Below are 13832 nucleotides of genomic sequence, written 5' to 3' on the forward strand. Positions count from 1 at the left end.
CGCCCAGATGCACAACCTCGCCCTCGCATCATGACCAGAAAACCGCCCTAACCGGCTCTGACCTTCCCGAACACGGCCTTGTGCAACACCCTTTAAAGGGTGTTGCACAAGGCCCGAACGATCTCCAGATCCGGGCGCCGGCCAGGCCGGTGGAAAACGGTGCACAAGCGGGCAGTTGATCATGCCCGTGGCGGCCGAATCCGGGCGTGATAGTCGTTGTGCAACACCCTTGAGGCTTGTCCCGTATAAGCGCATGAGCTGGGGCTCTGCCTGACGGTACGGTCGTTGGGTGGAGTCGATGAGGGTGAGCGAGTGCCCGTTGCACGGGGTCGGTGTGCGTCCTGACTACCTGGTCGGACGCCGTCTTGAGCAAGTGGTCGCCTCGTGGCATCTGTACGGCTCGGAGGCTCCGTCCGGCCCGCTGGACGTGTGGCTGATCGACAGTGAGGCGGTCGCCACGCACATCACGACCGGTTCGGACTGGTGCCTGATCGTGGAGACGTCGACGCCCTTCGCGGGATACGACATGGCGGAGTCAGGTCGCGTCGAGGTGGCGCCGATCAGCGGCGAGACCGCGTTCGCAGATCACCTCGGCGAGAGGGTACTGGCAGTCAGCGAAGAGGGTGCCCCGAACAGCGGGCGGCTCGCACTGGAGATCTCCTTCGGCTCCGGCCGTGTCCGGTGTGAGACCTGGTCCGGAGATCTCCGCCTGTCCAGCAAGTGATCAGCACATCAGTCACGGCGGGAACCGTGTGAGGCTCCCGTCGTGGCTGGTTTGATCACGGTGTCGCAGCCGTCCTGGATAGCCCCGTTCACCGGGTTGAGCCCCCCGCTGATTCGGCACGTTGGTGACACAGCTGCGGCACGAAGGAGCTGGCGCAGTCCGCAGAGGCCGGCCGTGGAGCCTGCCGCTGGAGGACCGGGTGCTGCTGGTCACGGCTTACTGGCGCACCAACTTGACGAAACAGAACTAAACACTCATCAGGAGCAGGCTCGTAAGCGGAAGGGAATCTGCCGCCTTTCGCGGGGCAAACGGTCCGGCACGACGAGTTACCCCACCCGAGCAGACAAGGGAGCAGCCGCGTGTCTCACCCCGACCCCAAGTACCCGGCCTACAACTCACCGGCCACGGACCGGCCACCGGCCCGGCAGTCCAACGGTCTGGCGATCGCGGCGCTGGTGCTCGGAATCGTCGCTCTGCTGTCGTTCTGGACCGTCTTCGGCGGTATCGTGCTCGGCATCCTGGCTCTGGTCCTCGGTATCATCGGCGCCCGCAGAGCACGCGGCGGCAGGGCTCCCCACAGGGTGATGGCGATCGTCGGAGCCGTGCTCGGCGCGCTGGGTCTCGTCGCGAGCGCGATCATCATCGCCATCGGTGCCTCGTTCTTGAACTCCGACGAGTACAAGAACTTCGACGACTGCGTCAAGCACGCCGACTCGCAGAGCGAACGCGAAGCCTGCAAGCGGGACTTCGAGAAGGATATGAACGGCAACTGATAGGGCCGGGCGGGCCCGGCTCCGGCCCCGCGGGCGAGAGGGCGGCGCTGCTCGCGCCGCCCTCTTGTTACACCGGGCTCCTGACGGCTGCGCGTTCGTCCCTGCGTGCGGCGGACGAGGCGGAGGGCGCATAACGCCGCGACAGGGTCGCTCAGGTTCCGGCCTGCCGGTGGTCGCTCAGTACCGCGTCGATGACGCGGTGAGTGTCCGCGGCCTTCTTCGGGTTCGTGTCGAGACACTCCGACAAAATCAGCACCGGCTTCCACAGGGCCCAGCCGCGCGCCCTCACGGACGTCGTGGCCCGTGTCCGGGTCCTGCACCCTGCCCCGGGGACTGAGAGGAACGGGCTGCGTGCGGTGGGGGTGTCATGGATTTCGGTGCGGACAAAATAGCGCTTGAGCGCCAAGAACGCATAGCTGTGGTCCGCCCGCACGGTGATGTGGACGCAAGCGATGTCAGGGAGATCGTTGAGGCCTTTGCGTGGGCCCTTCAAGTCCGCGCGACGGATGCGACCTTGATCGATTTCTCGATGCTGACCTTCGCTGACAGTGCTCTGCTCAGCCATCTGCTGGCGACGTGCTCCGACCATGCTGTCAGGAAGCATCCGCTGCTCAGTGCGGTCGGTTGCACCCGCCAGTACGGCGCGTTTGCAGATCACCGGTGTCGAGGCGGTCCTTCCCCTCGCCGCCAGCCGCTTCGACGGGCTGCGTCAACTGGGCGCAGAAGGATCCTTGTAGCCGCGGTCCCGAAGGCTGTCCACGCCGTGCGGCTCGGCGATGCTGAACGGCCGGTGAGAGCTCAGCCGGGGCCGTGGACGTCGCCTGGACGTAAGACTGCCGCCAGTGCGTGCAGTCCCGCCACCAGCTCATTGCACGTAACTGTAGGCGTTCGGACCAGGACCGCTTCCAGGGCGCGGGCCCGTTGCGCGGCCACCGCTTCCAGGAGCTTTGTTCCACACGGGGTGAGCATCAGCGATATCTCGCGGCGGCTTGCAGGAACGGGCACGCGGCGCAGTAGTCCGGCGGCTTCGAGCCGTCCGCACAGTCGGCTGGCCGTGGAGGCAGAGGCGCCCACCTGCTGACAGAGGGCTTTGAGGTTGGTGCGGGGAGTGTCGCGGACTGCGAGCAGCGTCTGCAGCTGCAGTGCGGACAGCTGCGACGGGCTAGTGCGAGAGGCCTTGGTCCACAGGGCCGTCAGCGCGGCGAGGGCCTCGATGGTGCTTGCCGTGATGCCGTGGGGGAGTGGGCCAGCGAACCGAATCGCCCACGACCTCACGATCTGGATGGCCGCCCGCGACTTCCCCGGACGGACCACCCAGCGCACCAGCAACTTCTAAAACGCGCCCTGGGCGGGGGTGCGTCGGCGGGGTCTGTGGTCCTGTCCAGCGTGCACCCCACGGTGATGTGTTCAAGACGTCCGACGTCGCCTACTACTGTTCTGCCCCCACACACACAGGTGCTTGTGCACTTGGCCCAGATGCTCGGACATCCGCCGACTTCGTCCAGCAGGCTGGTGGGAGGCTGCCACGCCGAACGTTGGCCGCACCGCTTCTGTCTGTGCGCAACCAGGCATCAGGGCTGCTCTGAGAGCGACGTGACGCAGGAGACCGCGGTAGGTAGCGAAGACAGCGCACGACGTAGGGACGCGCTGTGGCGGATTCGCAGGGGGGCTCCTGTGCCACGACGGACTGGGTTATCGCGGTTCGGCGTCGAACTGGGACTGGGACCAGCGGTGGCCGAGGAAGGTGAGGGCGGTGCACCAGAGGAGGGCGATCCACCAGTTGTTGCCGACCTCGGTTCCGAGGACGAGGCCGCGAAGGGTTTCGATGGCGGGGGTGAAGGGCTGGTACTCGGCGATCGGCTGGAACCACCCGGGCATCGAGTCGAGCGGGACGAAGGCGCTGGAAATGAGGGGGAGCAGGATCAGCGGCATGGCGTTGTTGCTGGCGGCCTCGGCGTTCGGGCTGCCGAGGCCCATGCCGACCGCGATCCAGGTGAAGGCGAGGGTGAAGAAGGCGAGCAGGCCGAAGGCGGCGAGCCATTCCAGGGCGGTGGCGTCGGTGGAGCGGAAGCCCATGGCGACACCGATGACGCTGACCAGGATCAGACTGAGCAGGGTCTGCACGACGCTGCCGACGACGTGGCCGAAGAGGATGGAGCTGCGGTGGATCGCCATGGTGCGAAAGCGGGCGATGATGCCCTCGTTCATGTCGGTGGAGACGGAGACTGCGGTGCCGATCGTGGTTGAGCCGATCGTCATCAGCAGGATGCCGGGGACGATGTAGGCGATGTATGCGGAGCGTCCCGCGCCGCCGCTCATGGTGTCGCCGAAGATGTAGACGAACAGCAGCAGAAGCATCACCGGGGTGAGCAGCAGGTTGAGGGTGAGGGACGGGTAGCGGCGGGCGTGCAGCAGGTTGCGGCGCAGCATCGTGGACGAATCGCGTACGGCGAGGGAGAGGGAGCTCATCGCACGGCTTCCTTCGGCTCTGTGTTCTGGGCGGGGGCGGTGGTGGGGTGGCCGGTGAGGGCGAAGAAGACGTCGTCGAGGTCGGGGGTGTGCACGGTCAGCTCGTCGGCCTCGATGCCTGCGGTGTCGAGCCGGTGGAGCAGCATGCGCAGGGAGCGCTGGGTGCCGTCGCTGGGGATCCGAAGGGTGAGGGCCTCGTCGTCGACCGCGCCCTCCTCAAGGGTGGCGACGGCGGTGCGGTACGCGGCCGGGTCGGTGAAGCGGAGACGGACGTGACCGCCGGGCACGATGCGCTTGAGTTCCTCCGCGGTTCCCTCGGCGGCGATCGTGCCATCGCTCAACACTGCGATGCGGTCGGCCAGTTCGTCGGCTTCCTCCAGGTACTGGGTGGTGAGGAAGACGGTGACACCGTCGGAGACCAGGGAGCGGATGATCTGCCACATGTTGTGTCGGGAGCGCGGGTCGAGGCCGGTGGTCGGCTCGTCGAGGAAGATGATCCGTGGGCTGCCGACCAAGGTCATGGCGATGTCGAGGCGGCGCTTCATGCCACCGGAGTAGGTGGAGGCCGGCTTGTTCGCGGCCTCGGTGAGGTCGAAGCGGTCCAGTAACTCGTCGCACACCCGCCGCCTTTCGCTCTTGGGCAGGTGGTGCAGGTCGGCCATGAGGAGCATGTTCTCCAGGCCGGTGATCAACCCGTCGACGGCGGAAAACTGCCCCGTCACGCCGATCATCGAGCGGGCTGCCTGCGCCTGGGTGGCCAGGTCGTAGCCGCCGACGCGAATGGTTCCGGAGCCGGCGTCCGCACTGATCAGAGTGGAGAGGATTTTGACCACGGTGGTCTTGCCCGCGCCGTTGGGGCCGAGCAGGGAGAAGACCGTGCCCTGGGGGACCGTCAGGTCGATCCCGTTGAGGACGATCTTGTTGCCGTACGACTTGCGCAGACCAGCAGCGCAGAGTGCGGCAGGCACCCGAAGACCGTCCTCAAGAAGTGGTGCGGACATGACAGATGATGACATGACGTCCTTCCGTTCAAGGGTCAAGCAGGCGGATGCAAGGCCGGCAGGTGAAAGAGCCGGTCCCTGTACGTGCGGGGGTGTACGCCCCTGCCAGGCGCGCGGGCGGAAACGCCCCAGGTAACAGGGGCAGTGCCCCGATGGTCAGGTGAGGTCAGGCGCCGACCGGTGGTATCCACTCCACGAGCCGGATCACCACTCCATTGGGGTCGGTGAGTTGCAGCGCCCACTCACCCCACTCTTCTTGGCGCAGCGGCACGGAAACGTTCGCACGCTCTCGCCGAAGCCGCTCGTATTCGGCAGGGAGGCCGGTGACGTTGAGACAGAGTGCGACTTCTGGGGACGGCGACGACCTCCCGTGAGCAGGCTGCTCCTTGCCCGCCGGGGCTTGGAGTACGACGAGGTCGGCAGCCGCGTCGTCCCGTGCGAGGTGGATGACCTCCGGAGTGAGCAGGACCTCGCGAAAGCCCAGGTGGGAGGTGAAGAAACGACTCGACGCCGCCGGATCGGCGACGGTGAGCAACAGTGCCGACGCCACGATGTTCACAGCTGGTCCTTTCCGCGGTGACTGTTGTCGCTCAAGGATCAGCTTGACGCGGAGGTTGATCAACGTCTTCTTCTGCGCGCATAGTTAACCTGAGACTTCACGGTCGACGGGGGCGGGATGCTGGAGCTGCGCGAGATAGAGATTTTCCTGGTCCTGGCCGAGGAACTGCATTTCGGTCGTACCGCGGACCGGTTGCACGTCACCCCGGCCCGCGTCAGCCAGGCCATCAAGAAGCAGGAACGCGTCATCGGCACCGAGCTCTTCAAGCGCACCAGCCGCAGCGTTCAACTGACCCCGATCGGAACACAGCTGCGAGATGGTCTGTCGCAGGGGTACCGGCAGATCCAGGAGACACTGGCCGCAGCTGTCGAAGCGGGCCGGACCTTCACCGGGGAACTCACAGTCGGGTACTCAGCTGCCTGGTGCGGCAACCTGATCGTGGCGGCCGCCGACCTCTTCCGCACCCGCCACCCGCACTGCGTGATCCAGTTCCGGAACTCCCAGCTGGATGAACCTCTCACGCCGATGCGCGACGGGAGCTGCGATCTCCAGCTCATCGAGCTGCCGGTCGAAGAGCCCGACATGGTCAACGGCCCGGTGCTCTTCACCGAGCCCAGGGCACTCGTTGTGCCCGCAGACCATCCCTTCGCCGCGCGCGCGACCGTATCTATGGAAGACCTCGCAGACGCACCGCTGATCTCGGTCACCGATCAGCCAGGGTACTTTCTCGACCTCCACTACCCCCATCGCACTCCCATGGGCAGGGTCATTCCCCGAGGCCCATCGGTCACGGCCTGGCAGGATGTGCTTGCCCAGGTCGGTGCGGGCAAGGGAGTCTCCCCGACGTGCCTGCGCGCGGCGCACTACTACTCCCGTCCGGACATCGTCTACGTCCCTTTCAGCGACGCACCGTCTGTCCACTACGGCCTGGTCTGGCCGGTCACGGGGAACACCGCCAAGGTTCGCGCGTTCGTTCAGACCGTGCTTGAAGCCGCCGCTGCCGAGGCGCCCCTGCCCGAAAACGGCTCCACAGGACACTGACACCGTCGGGTGCGATGTCCGCGAGCAGACCGCAGATTCCCAACCGTGCAAAGACGCCGTCTCGATTGGCGTCCTGACTGCCTCGACTCGGTACTTCTCTCGTTTTACGCTTCGGTGCGCGCCGGACGGATCGTGCCTCGGCATGATCGAGGGCGTCGATGGCGCGGGTGATGAGTGCGCGGGCGTCGGGCCCGTACACGGCCATGCAGCGCAGCTGCTCGAAAGCCTTCAGGTGCAGGGCGATCTCGGATGGTTGCCGGATACACCCTCAGCGGGATCCACACCCACCGCACCGTCCTCTATCTCACCTGGGCCGCCCTGCGCCTCACCGCCTTGCTCTGGGCGACAACCCGCGCCATCGAAAAGCGCCGCCTGAACCGCGACCGCGCAGCCGACACCGCACGCACCGGCAACTGGACACCCGCCGCCTAACTGAGCGTTTCGCCCGGCGTGGGTGTTTGGTGCCGGGTCAGGTGCCGCGCCAGTTGGGGGTGGCTTCGCCGGTCAGGCGGTGGGCCATGAGGTCGATCATCGCGAGTCGGATCACGGCCTCGGATCGGTGCGGGTGGTGCGCTCGATGGTCCAGCGCCGCGGGACGATGGTGAATCCCGCGCTGTCGGGCGGGCGTTGAACGGGGCGGACGTCGATGCCGAGGCGGGCGCCGTGGTTGCACCGCGGCCGTTGGGGCGAACGCTCCCACACCCACACCCTCAGCATCTACGCGAACGGATCCTGAGCAACAAAGTTGGCCGTCGGAGCCGTCCATGGCGCACCGTCTCAGCGACGGCCGAGGCCTGGACCTGATGGAAAATCGATCGACGGCCCTGCGTTCGAAGGGCGAGCATGCGTGGCTGCGCCACGCTGAGCGGAGGTTCCGTGGGATCCAGAGACGCCGACATCGACTTCACGTTCACGCATCCGACCACCGCACGCGCGATCGTGGATGCCCTCATTTCGGTGGGCTGGTCGGTGGAGGACCCAGTCGGGGATGTCACCCACATGATCAACGACGCGGATGACAGGTACGAGTGGTACGCCAGCGCCCCCGAAGACATCGATGAGGTGCTGGTACGCCTGGATGCGCCCGGCAACCTGCCGTACACCGTGGCCATTAACGTCTACCACCCAGAAGCCGGGACCGGCGGGATGTTCATGCTGACGCCCGGCCGCAAGGAAGTCTTGTTCTCGCCCAGCATCGACCGCCGGCACATCCCGGCAGCGCCTGCGTTCACTGACCTCGCCTGGTACCTGCACGCCCTCGTGCCGGCCCTCGTCACGGCGGGGCTCGCAGGGTACGAAGCCAAAGAGATTAAGCACTGAGCTGGGGTTCTCTGGGCTTGCGATGGTCTGCGGCATGCAGCGGTCTGACTGACTGGGTGGCTTCGCGTCGTCTGAATCGCGCATGATCGAATCTCGTTGGATTGATCGTGGGATGGTGTGGTGTGGGGGACTGGCGGACTGATCCGACGTTCGCGATGTGTCGGGCGCTGGTGGACGGGGACGATCTGGCACCCCTCTCGGGAGGCCCGTTCGACGTCCGGGCTGTCGTGGAGACCATCCGGCCCGGGACCTTTGAGGGAGCCGCTCTCGACGCCCTTCCTTGGGGAAACTTCCCTCACGGGGAGAAGGCCCGGGAGGCCGTTCGCCTGCTGCACGCCGGGGACGAACCGGCACGTAACTTGATGGGTGTCCTGATCGGCATGTGCGCCGACGACAGTCGGGCCGCCGCCGTTCTCGCCGTCCCGTTCCTGATCCGGATCGCCACCGATCCCCACCATCGACACCGCGCCGATGCCCTCGGTGGTCTCGCCGCCCCGGCCCGCGCCCGCTACTTCGGTGTCGCCTCCCGCGACGAACTCCTCCTGCATCGCTCCGGCCCCCAGCACGATGGCTACGACGACTACGGCGTCGAGGTGACCGGCTACCCGGCAGGCTGGTCGGTGGCCGCCGCCCGAGACGCGATCACCACCGGAGCCCCCACGCTCCTGCCTCTCCTCGATGACGCAGACCCCGCCATGCGCATCGACGCCTCCTACGCGCTCGCCACCGCGGCCGACCCCGGGCATACGGTCCGACGCGCCTTCGCTACCCGGTTCGCCACGGAGCAGGACCCCATGGTCCGGGCTGCCTTGGTTCTCGCCACGGCCGAGAGCACACGTGCCCACCCGTACGAGCAGGCCACCGCATGGATCCGTGAGCTGTGGCAGGACCAGGCGCAGGCACCTGAAGTCCGCCTTGCCGCTGCGATCGGCTGGCTCTGCCTCACCGACGAACCCGTCCCCGATGCCCTGCACGCCGCCGTCGAAGCCCTCGCCACCGAAGAACGCGCCCGTGCCATGGACGCCCTGCCCTGGATGGCCGCCGCTGGACGCGGCGTGCCGGGGCTCCTGGACTGCGTCCGTCGCATGCTCCATCCCGAAGCGCCCGAACCGTCCGATGACCCCTGGGCCTGACTGCCCTGAGCGACGCATGGCCAGCCATCGACCACGTCGCCTCCACCTGCTCCTGTTCTGTGCATCGGAGTTGTCCTTTGGAGCCAACTACCGCGCTCAGTCACAACTGTGACTGGACGCGATAGACGACATCTGGTCGCGACGACGGACATAGAACGCGACCGGACCCGCCGATAAACTCCGGCACCATGACGGCCGCCACTCCCGCATCGCCCATCCCGGTCGCGCCTGCTGGCCTGACCGACCGGGCCAGAAGGTTCGTCGAGGTGGACGGTCTTCTTGTTCCTCGGCATGGCCTCGGGCCGTACCGACAGAGGTGGGTCGAGCACGGGGTCCCGGCCGTGGAGATCGACCGGGCTGCAGCTTTCCAGGACCGTTGGGGCGGTCTTGCGCTGCCACCGGCTCCGTTCTACGAGGGCGGTCCCCGCATCCTGGAAGCCGATTGTCTCGAGGGCTCGGCCGCTGAGGGCTGGTCGTTTCCGGCTGGAAGCTGTCGGGTGTCCATGGCCTACGGATTCATGATCGGCTCCGACGGTGCATTCGGGATCGATGCCTACCGCTGGACACCACTGCATGCCAGCACAGACGGATGGGTGGAGTCCTTGGCGCTCGCCGCCCATGCCGGACGCTGGGCCAAGACCGTGACAAGGGTCAAGGGGAAGGCCGTCGAGTCGCTGGACCTCGTCGGCTTCGAGCCGGTGCCGGAAGTGCAGGGCGTGACGGACACCTGGTGGCGGGGCAAAGACTCGCTCGTCGCTCTTTACCGTGGCGAGGCCGTCGGCATGGATGCTCCGCGATGCCTTGAAGCCCACGTGTACGGCGGCCTCGACGAATGGGGGCTTCACGGCGGCTGATCGCCGGCGCCACCGAGATCCGAGCATCTCCTTGCCCGAGCAGCCCGCGCCATAGCTCTCATTCGCATCGAGCTGAGCAAGATCCCTGCCGGAGAGAACAGTTGAACGCTGGTGACACGTCGGCCGACCAACCCGAGCAAGTACCATCAACGATGACCAAACGGTGCCAACCATCGATCGCGGTGGGGAACATCGTGGCTGCTCGGCGGGCTCCGCTGGCGACGTCTCGCGACCAGTCACAAGTCCCGCTGTGACTGAGCGCCTCAGTTGGCCATTGAGTGCTCCAGTTGGCCCCTCCGGCACTCGCCGACGGTCTCTGTTGCTTCCAGGAGTCGCACGAATTCGCCGCACGAAAGTCCTCAGTCGTCAGCCTCCGAGTCGGCAGGCGCTCCCCCCTCAGCAATCCGCTGAACAAGTTCGTCGAGCTGACCTGCGATGATCATCCTCCGACGTTCCAGCAGGCCCCTGTAGACGGCCAGAGGTACGGGCCCGCCACTGGAGCCGCCTGTGCCAGCCCGAAGCGGGCCTCCACCTCCAATGCCAAGTAGGCCCTGCGGCGTGCGTGAGCAGCTTGCTGATGCACCTCCGGCTTCAGAAAGGTGATAGCAGCACCAAGTCCTGCGCTGATGAGTGCCAGCACGGCCGCCGGGATACGAGCATCTGCTGAAGAGAGCCCCGTTGCGCCCGAGATCCCGGCTAACACGGCAGCGAGCAGTCCAAGCGCGGCATGGGTGAACCGCCAGAACTGCCGACGGAAGCGGTTCTTGCGGGCTTGCTCTTCACACTCGACCCGAAGGCCGGCGACCTGGCTCCCCACGACGTCATCTGCCATGAAGCGAGCCTGCCGCCCGCGCCTCTTGTCTGGATGACGTATCCCGTTGTGGTTATGGCTTCGAGGCCAAACACAGCGCTCAGAGTGGCCACTGAAGTGCTCAGCCACACCCGCGCGCGACCTGGCGGGACGGGGGGGACAGGGTGAGGCTGTGGAATACCCGATCGAGGTGGCCCTGGCACACCAGGCACCACACCTGCCCTAGGGGCTCGGCTGGTGGTACGAGCCGAAGTTATGGACAGGGTTTGAAGGTGTCCATGGTCCACCACCGGTGTTGGGTGAGCGGCAGTGATATCAGTGGCCTGTGGTGAGATGGCCGCGCTCGGGCAGCTGCTGTGGAGGAGGCCGTTTTATGTCCGCGTATCCGTCGCTGACACGCGCTCTGGCAGAGGCGCTGGTCGATGTCCTCTGGTTCGTGGAGGGGTGCGAGGACGAGCAGATGGACCCGGATGACGCGGTGAAGGTGCTGGAAGGCGTCGCCGCTCTCGTGTCTCACCTGTCGAATGATCAGCGAAACGAGTTCATGGACGTGCTCGGTTCGATGACTGCCGAGGAAACTGACCCCTCGCGTCGGGAGTTCTTGGAAGGCTTTCCTGAGGGGTTCGGCCTGGTTGCGGAAGACTCCTGAGCTCACGCTGCGTACGCGACCAGACCAAGTGGGCTAGGCCATGTTTTAGAACTCGCTGACCTGCGTGGTTAGCCGTCCGGGGAAGTCGCAGGCGGCCAACCAGATGGTGAGGTCGCGGGCAATGTCGTTGATGCTGGTCGCCGTGGTGACCTCGTGCTCGTTGCGGGTGGTGTCACGGCGGACGATCTCGTAGCCGCCTTCGTCCAGAACGGCCACAGAGGCGAACCAGACGGGGTCGTCTTCATCAGGTTGGACGACGACGAAGGTGTTGTCGGAGTTGTTGAGGTCGCTGATCATCATGAACAGCGCGTCCTCGGAAGGGTCGTCGATGCGGTCGCCGTTCTCGCTGTCTGCGCCGTAGTACTGAGCCCCCACCGTTGCGTCTCCCTCGCCTGTTACCTGGGTCGCGGTCAGCATGGCATGAGGAACTGACAGCTCGGCCCGGTCACAGCCATTCGCCGATGGCGGCGATCAGGACTGTGGTTTCGAAGCGGACACCGAGTTTGTCGAACTGGGTGGCGACCGCGCGGTTGCGCTTGAGCCGGTTGATCCCGCATTCGACCGCGTGCCGGGCCTTGTAGTCCTCGCGGTCGAAGGCTGGAGGCCGCTCGCCGACCTTCCCGCGTCGTTTGCGGTTGGCGGCCTGGTCGGCAGGCTCCGGGATCGTGCACCGGATTCCGCGTCTTCGCAGGTAGGCCCGGTTGGCGCGGGAGGAATACGCCTTGTCGCCCCGCACTCGCAGGGGCCGGACACGGGGACGGCCGGGTCCGATGCGGGGCACTTGAATGCCCTCCAAGACGGTGGTGGACTGGGGACTGTCACCGCGCTGGCCTGCGGTGATCAGCAAAGACAGCGGCCGTTGGCCCTGCTCGTAGGCCAAGTGGATCTTGGTGGTGAAGCCTCCCCGTGAGCGGCCCAGGCCGTGATCCTCGGGCTCGGTGCGGGTGCCGCCCGGCGGTTCCTTCTGTGCATGCCCGTCGCGGCGGGCGCCCGCGGCGTTCTGATGGGCCCGGCAGATCGTTGAGTCGACATTGATCTCCCAGACGATCAGCCCCGCCGCGTCCGCCCGGGCCCGCAGCCGGGTCAGCAGTTCGGGCCAGGTGCCGTCACGCTGCCAACGCCGGAACAGCCCATAAACCGTCCGCCACGGCCCGTACTCCGACGGCAGATCCCTCCACGGAGCACGGGTCCGCACCCGCCACCGGATCCCGTCCATCAGCCTCCGCCGACGCAACGACGGCCGCCCCAGCACGGCGACCGGCAACAGCGGCTCCAACACAGCCCACTGCTCGTCAGAAAGATCCCCTCGCCCCACACCGAGATCATCGCGATGCAGGACGAGGAACAGAGCCGACTTTCAAAACACGGCCTACTGAGTGTTTAGCGCTGTTTCATTGCTGTCTGGCCGGGTTTTCTGGTGGCAATGGCGTGAGCCGGGAGGGGGGGGAGAGGAGGGTGGTCTGTGACGGACGAGGACTGTTTCCTCCCGGCCTCTTCCGTCTCCTCCCAAATCACCCCGCCCCGGCGCCAGATGCCCCCTGGCCGGGCCGCGCCCGCCGCGGTATTTCTGCAACATGGACCCGCGCGACAGGTATCCCAGTGACCTGTCCGACCAACGCTGGGAACTGATCGAACCCGTGCTCACCGCCTGGCGAGCCGAGCGCCGCCGACACGCCCTGACCATGGGCCGTCCGCCCGAGCACGACCTGCGCCAGGTCCTGAACGCGATCCTGTACGTGGACCGCACCGGCATCGCCTGGCGCTACCTGCCGCACGACTTCCCGCCCTGGAACACCGTCTACGGCTACTTCGCCCGCTGGCAGCACGACGGCGTTGACGCCCAGCTCACCGGCGTGCTGCGGCGCCTTGTCCGCGCACGCGAGGGCCGTGACGCCGAGCCGTCGGCCTGTGCGCTCGACTCGCAGACCATCAAGACCTCCGCCAACGCGCACCTGGCCGACCAGGGCACCGACGCCGGGGAGCGGATCATCGGACGCAAGCGCCACCTGGGCTGCGACACGCTCGGCCTGCTGCTGACCGTCCTGGTCGCCGCGGCCAGCGTCTGCGACACCGCGGCCGGGGTGACGCTGCTGTCCCGCATCGCCGCCACCCACCCGCGTATCCGCAAGGCGTGGGTGGACACCGGCTACCGCACCACTGCCATCGACCACGGCGCCCGCCTCGGCATCGACGTCCATCCCGTCCAACGTCCGCCCGGCACCCGCGGGTTCACCATCATCCCGTGACGCTGGACCATCGAGCGCACCATCGGCTGGCACATGCACCACCGCCGCCTCGCCCGCGACTACGAGCGCCTTGCCCACCGCTCCGAAGCCATGATCCATCTCGCGATGAACGACCTCATGGCCCGCCGCCTCACTGGCGAAGCCACCCCCAACTGCCGCGGCACCTACCCCGGAACCAAAAACACCCCACAGGTCGAAACACTCAGTCAGCGGCCTAGGGACTGTTTCTCGGATCTCCCTACGTGAGCGGGG

16 protein-coding genes and 4 pseudogenes are annotated in these 13832 nt (G+C 66.7%); 10 read left to right on the forward strand and 10 right to left on the reverse strand.

Annotated features, from left to right (window positions below; all coding sequences use genetic code 11):
- The first annotated feature begins 298 nt into the window (after positions 1–298).
- The 3 genes and pseudogenes from ABZ930_RS36750 (at position 299) to ABZ930_RS36760 (ending at position 1497) form a co-directional block, all read left to right on the forward strand.
- On the forward strand, positions 299–724 hold the full coding sequence (locus tag ABZ930_RS36750) for a hypothetical protein (RefSeq protein ID WP_361558374.1): 426 nt from the start codon (positions 299–301) through the stop codon (positions 722–724).
- 42 nt (positions 725–766) lie between these two features.
- Positions 767–968: pseudogene (locus ABZ930_RS36755) on the forward strand (IS5/IS1182 family transposase); the annotation flags it as partial.
- Positions 969–1083: 115 nt separating this feature from the next.
- Positions 1084–1497: a DUF4190 domain-containing protein gene (locus ABZ930_RS36760; RefSeq protein ID WP_361558260.1), complete on the forward strand. Its 414-nt coding sequence runs from the start codon at positions 1084–1086 to the stop codon at positions 1495–1497.
- Between the two features lie 151 nt (positions 1498–1648).
- Here ABZ930_RS36760 and ABZ930_RS36765 read toward each other — a convergent pair whose 3' ends face one another.
- From ABZ930_RS36765 to ABZ930_RS36785, 5 genes are all read right to left on the reverse strand, one after another.
- The gene (locus tag ABZ930_RS36765; protein WP_361558263.1) at positions 1649–2155 is read right to left on the reverse strand and encodes a hypothetical protein; all 507 of its coding nucleotides are present in this window, start codon (positions 2153–2155) and stop codon (positions 1649–1651) included.
- 140 nt (positions 2156–2295) lie between these two features.
- The gene (locus ABZ930_RS36770; RefSeq protein WP_361558266.1) at positions 2296–2820 is read right to left on the reverse strand and encodes a MarR family transcriptional regulator; all 525 of its coding nucleotides are present in this window, start codon (positions 2818–2820) and stop codon (positions 2296–2298) included.
- A 369-nt stretch (positions 2821–3189) separates the two neighbouring features.
- Positions 3190–3966 carry an ABC transporter permease gene (locus ABZ930_RS36775; RefSeq protein ID WP_361558268.1) on the reverse strand — a complete coding sequence of 259 codons (777 nt, stop codon included), beginning with the start codon at positions 3964–3966 and terminating at the stop codon, positions 3190–3192.
- Entirely contained in the window at positions 3963–4967 is a 1005-nt protein-coding gene (locus tag ABZ930_RS36780) for an ATP-binding cassette domain-containing protein (protein ID WP_361558271.1), read from the reverse strand. Before ABZ930_RS36780 ends, ABZ930_RS36775 begins: the two co-directional genes overlap by 4 nt.
- A gap of 166 nt (positions 4968–5133) precedes the next feature.
- Positions 5134–5526, reverse strand: a complete 393-nt coding sequence (locus ABZ930_RS36785) for a VOC family protein (protein WP_361558274.1) — start codon at positions 5524–5526, stop codon at positions 5134–5136.
- A 117-nt stretch (positions 5527–5643) separates the two neighbouring features.
- On the opposite strand from ABZ930_RS36785, the gene ABZ930_RS36790 reads away from it, so the two are divergent.
- A complete protein-coding gene (locus ABZ930_RS36790) occupies positions 5644–6567 on the forward strand; it encodes a LysR family transcriptional regulator (protein WP_361558277.1) in 924 nt (307 codons plus the stop codon).
- 148 nt (positions 6568–6715) lie between these two features.
- On the opposite strand, the pseudogene ABZ930_RS36795 reads toward ABZ930_RS36790, so the two are convergent.
- Positions 6716–6829: pseudogene (locus tag ABZ930_RS36795) on the reverse strand (transcriptional regulator); the annotation flags it as partial.
- Between ABZ930_RS36795 and ABZ930_RS36800 the strand changes: the two are divergent.
- Positions 6817–6999: a hypothetical protein gene (locus ABZ930_RS36800; RefSeq protein ID WP_361558280.1), complete on the forward strand. Its 183-nt coding sequence runs from the start codon at positions 6817–6819 to the stop codon at positions 6997–6999. The pseudogene ABZ930_RS36795 and the gene ABZ930_RS36800 overlap by 13 nt on opposite strands.
- 37 nt (positions 7000–7036) lie before the next feature.
- On the opposite strand, the pseudogene ABZ930_RS36805 reads toward ABZ930_RS36800, so the two are convergent.
- Positions 7037–7233 (reverse strand): annotated as a pseudogene (locus ABZ930_RS36805) (IS5/IS1182 family transposase); the annotation flags it as partial.
- A 210-nt stretch (positions 7234–7443) separates the two neighbouring features.
- Here ABZ930_RS36805 and ABZ930_RS36810 point away from each other — a divergent pair.
- From ABZ930_RS36810 to ABZ930_RS36820, 3 genes are all read left to right on the forward strand, one after another.
- The gene (locus ABZ930_RS36810; protein ID WP_361558283.1) at positions 7444–7887 is read left to right on the forward strand and encodes a hypothetical protein; all 444 of its coding nucleotides are present in this window, start codon (positions 7444–7446) and stop codon (positions 7885–7887) included.
- A 362-nt stretch (positions 7888–8249) separates the two neighbouring features.
- Complete coding sequence (locus tag ABZ930_RS36815; protein WP_361558286.1) at positions 8250–9020, forward strand: hypothetical protein; 771 nt, start codon at positions 8250–8252, stop codon at positions 9018–9020.
- A 188-nt stretch (positions 9021–9208) separates the two neighbouring features.
- Positions 9209–9874, forward strand: coding sequence for a hypothetical protein (locus tag ABZ930_RS36820; protein WP_361558289.1), 666 nt, complete (start codon positions 9209–9211; stop codon positions 9872–9874).
- A 439-nt stretch (positions 9875–10313) separates the two neighbouring features.
- Here ABZ930_RS36820 and ABZ930_RS36825 read toward each other — a convergent pair whose 3' ends face one another.
- Positions 10314–10706 carry a hypothetical protein gene (locus ABZ930_RS36825; protein WP_361558292.1) on the reverse strand — a complete coding sequence of 131 codons (393 nt, stop codon included), beginning with the start codon at positions 10704–10706 and terminating at the stop codon, positions 10314–10316.
- Positions 10707–11058: 352 nt separating this feature from the next.
- Here ABZ930_RS36825 and ABZ930_RS36830 point away from each other — a divergent pair, with 352 nt between their 5' ends.
- Positions 11059–11334: a hypothetical protein gene (locus ABZ930_RS36830; protein ID WP_361558295.1), complete on the forward strand. Its 276-nt coding sequence runs from the start codon at positions 11059–11061 to the stop codon at positions 11332–11334.
- A gap of 45 nt (positions 11335–11379) precedes the next feature.
- Here the strand turns inward: ABZ930_RS36830 and ABZ930_RS36835 are convergent, their stop codons facing one another.
- A complete protein-coding gene (locus tag ABZ930_RS36835) occupies positions 11380–11751 on the reverse strand; it encodes a hypothetical protein (RefSeq protein ID WP_361558298.1) in 372 nt (123 codons plus the stop codon).
- 28 nt (positions 11752–11779) lie between these two features.
- Positions 11780–12649: an IS5 family transposase gene (locus ABZ930_RS36840; RefSeq protein ID WP_361558301.1), complete on the reverse strand. Its 870-nt coding sequence runs from the start codon at positions 12647–12649 to the stop codon at positions 11780–11782.
- 259 nt (positions 12650–12908) lie between these two features.
- On the opposite strand from ABZ930_RS36840, the pseudogene ABZ930_RS36845 reads away from it, so the two are divergent.
- A pseudogene (locus tag ABZ930_RS36845) lies at positions 12909–13826 on the forward strand (IS5 family transposase).
- The last annotated feature ends 6 nt before the right edge of the window (positions 13827–13832 follow it).

The organism is Streptomyces sp. NPDC046716, from assembly GCF_040645755.1.
GTDB lineage: Bacteria > Actinomycetota > Actinomycetes > Streptomycetales > Streptomycetaceae > Streptomyces.

Excerpts from the sequence above, each read along its gene's own strand:
- ABZ930_RS36835 (WP_361558298.1), bottom strand. The coding sequence starts at position 11,751 with ATGCTGACCGCGACCCAGGTAACAGGCGAGGGAGACGCAACGGTGGGG.
- ABZ930_RS36815 (WP_361558286.1), top strand. The coding sequence starts at position 8,250 with ATGGGTGTCCTGATCGGCATGTGCGCCGACGACAGTCGGGCCGCCGCC.
- ABZ930_RS36825 (WP_361558292.1), bottom strand. The coding sequence starts at position 10,706 with ATGGCAGATGACGTCGTGGGGAGCCAGGTCGCCGGCCTTCGGGTCGAG.
- ABZ930_RS36775 (WP_361558268.1), bottom strand. The coding sequence starts at position 3,966 with ATGAGCTCCCTCTCCCTCGCCGTACGCGATTCGTCCACGATGCTGCGC.
- ABZ930_RS36800 (WP_361558280.1), top strand. The coding sequence starts at position 6,817 with ATGGTTGCCGGATACACCCTCAGCGGGATCCACACCCACCGCACCGTC.
- ABZ930_RS36780 (WP_361558271.1), bottom strand. The coding sequence starts at position 4,967 with ATGTCCGCACCACTTCTTGAGGACGGTCTTCGGGTGCCTGCCGCACTC.
- ABZ930_RS36830 (WP_361558295.1), top strand. The coding sequence starts at position 11,059 with ATGTCCGCGTATCCGTCGCTGACACGCGCTCTGGCAGAGGCGCTGGTC.
- ABZ930_RS36790 (WP_361558277.1), top strand. The coding sequence starts at position 5,644 with ATGCTGGAGCTGCGCGAGATAGAGATTTTCCTGGTCCTGGCCGAGGAA.
- ABZ930_RS36750 (WP_361558374.1), top strand. The coding sequence starts at position 299 with ATGAGGGTGAGCGAGTGCCCGTTGCACGGGGTCGGTGTGCGTCCTGAC.
- ABZ930_RS36820 (WP_361558289.1), top strand. The coding sequence starts at position 9,209 with ATGACGGCCGCCACTCCCGCATCGCCCATCCCGGTCGCGCCTGCTGGC.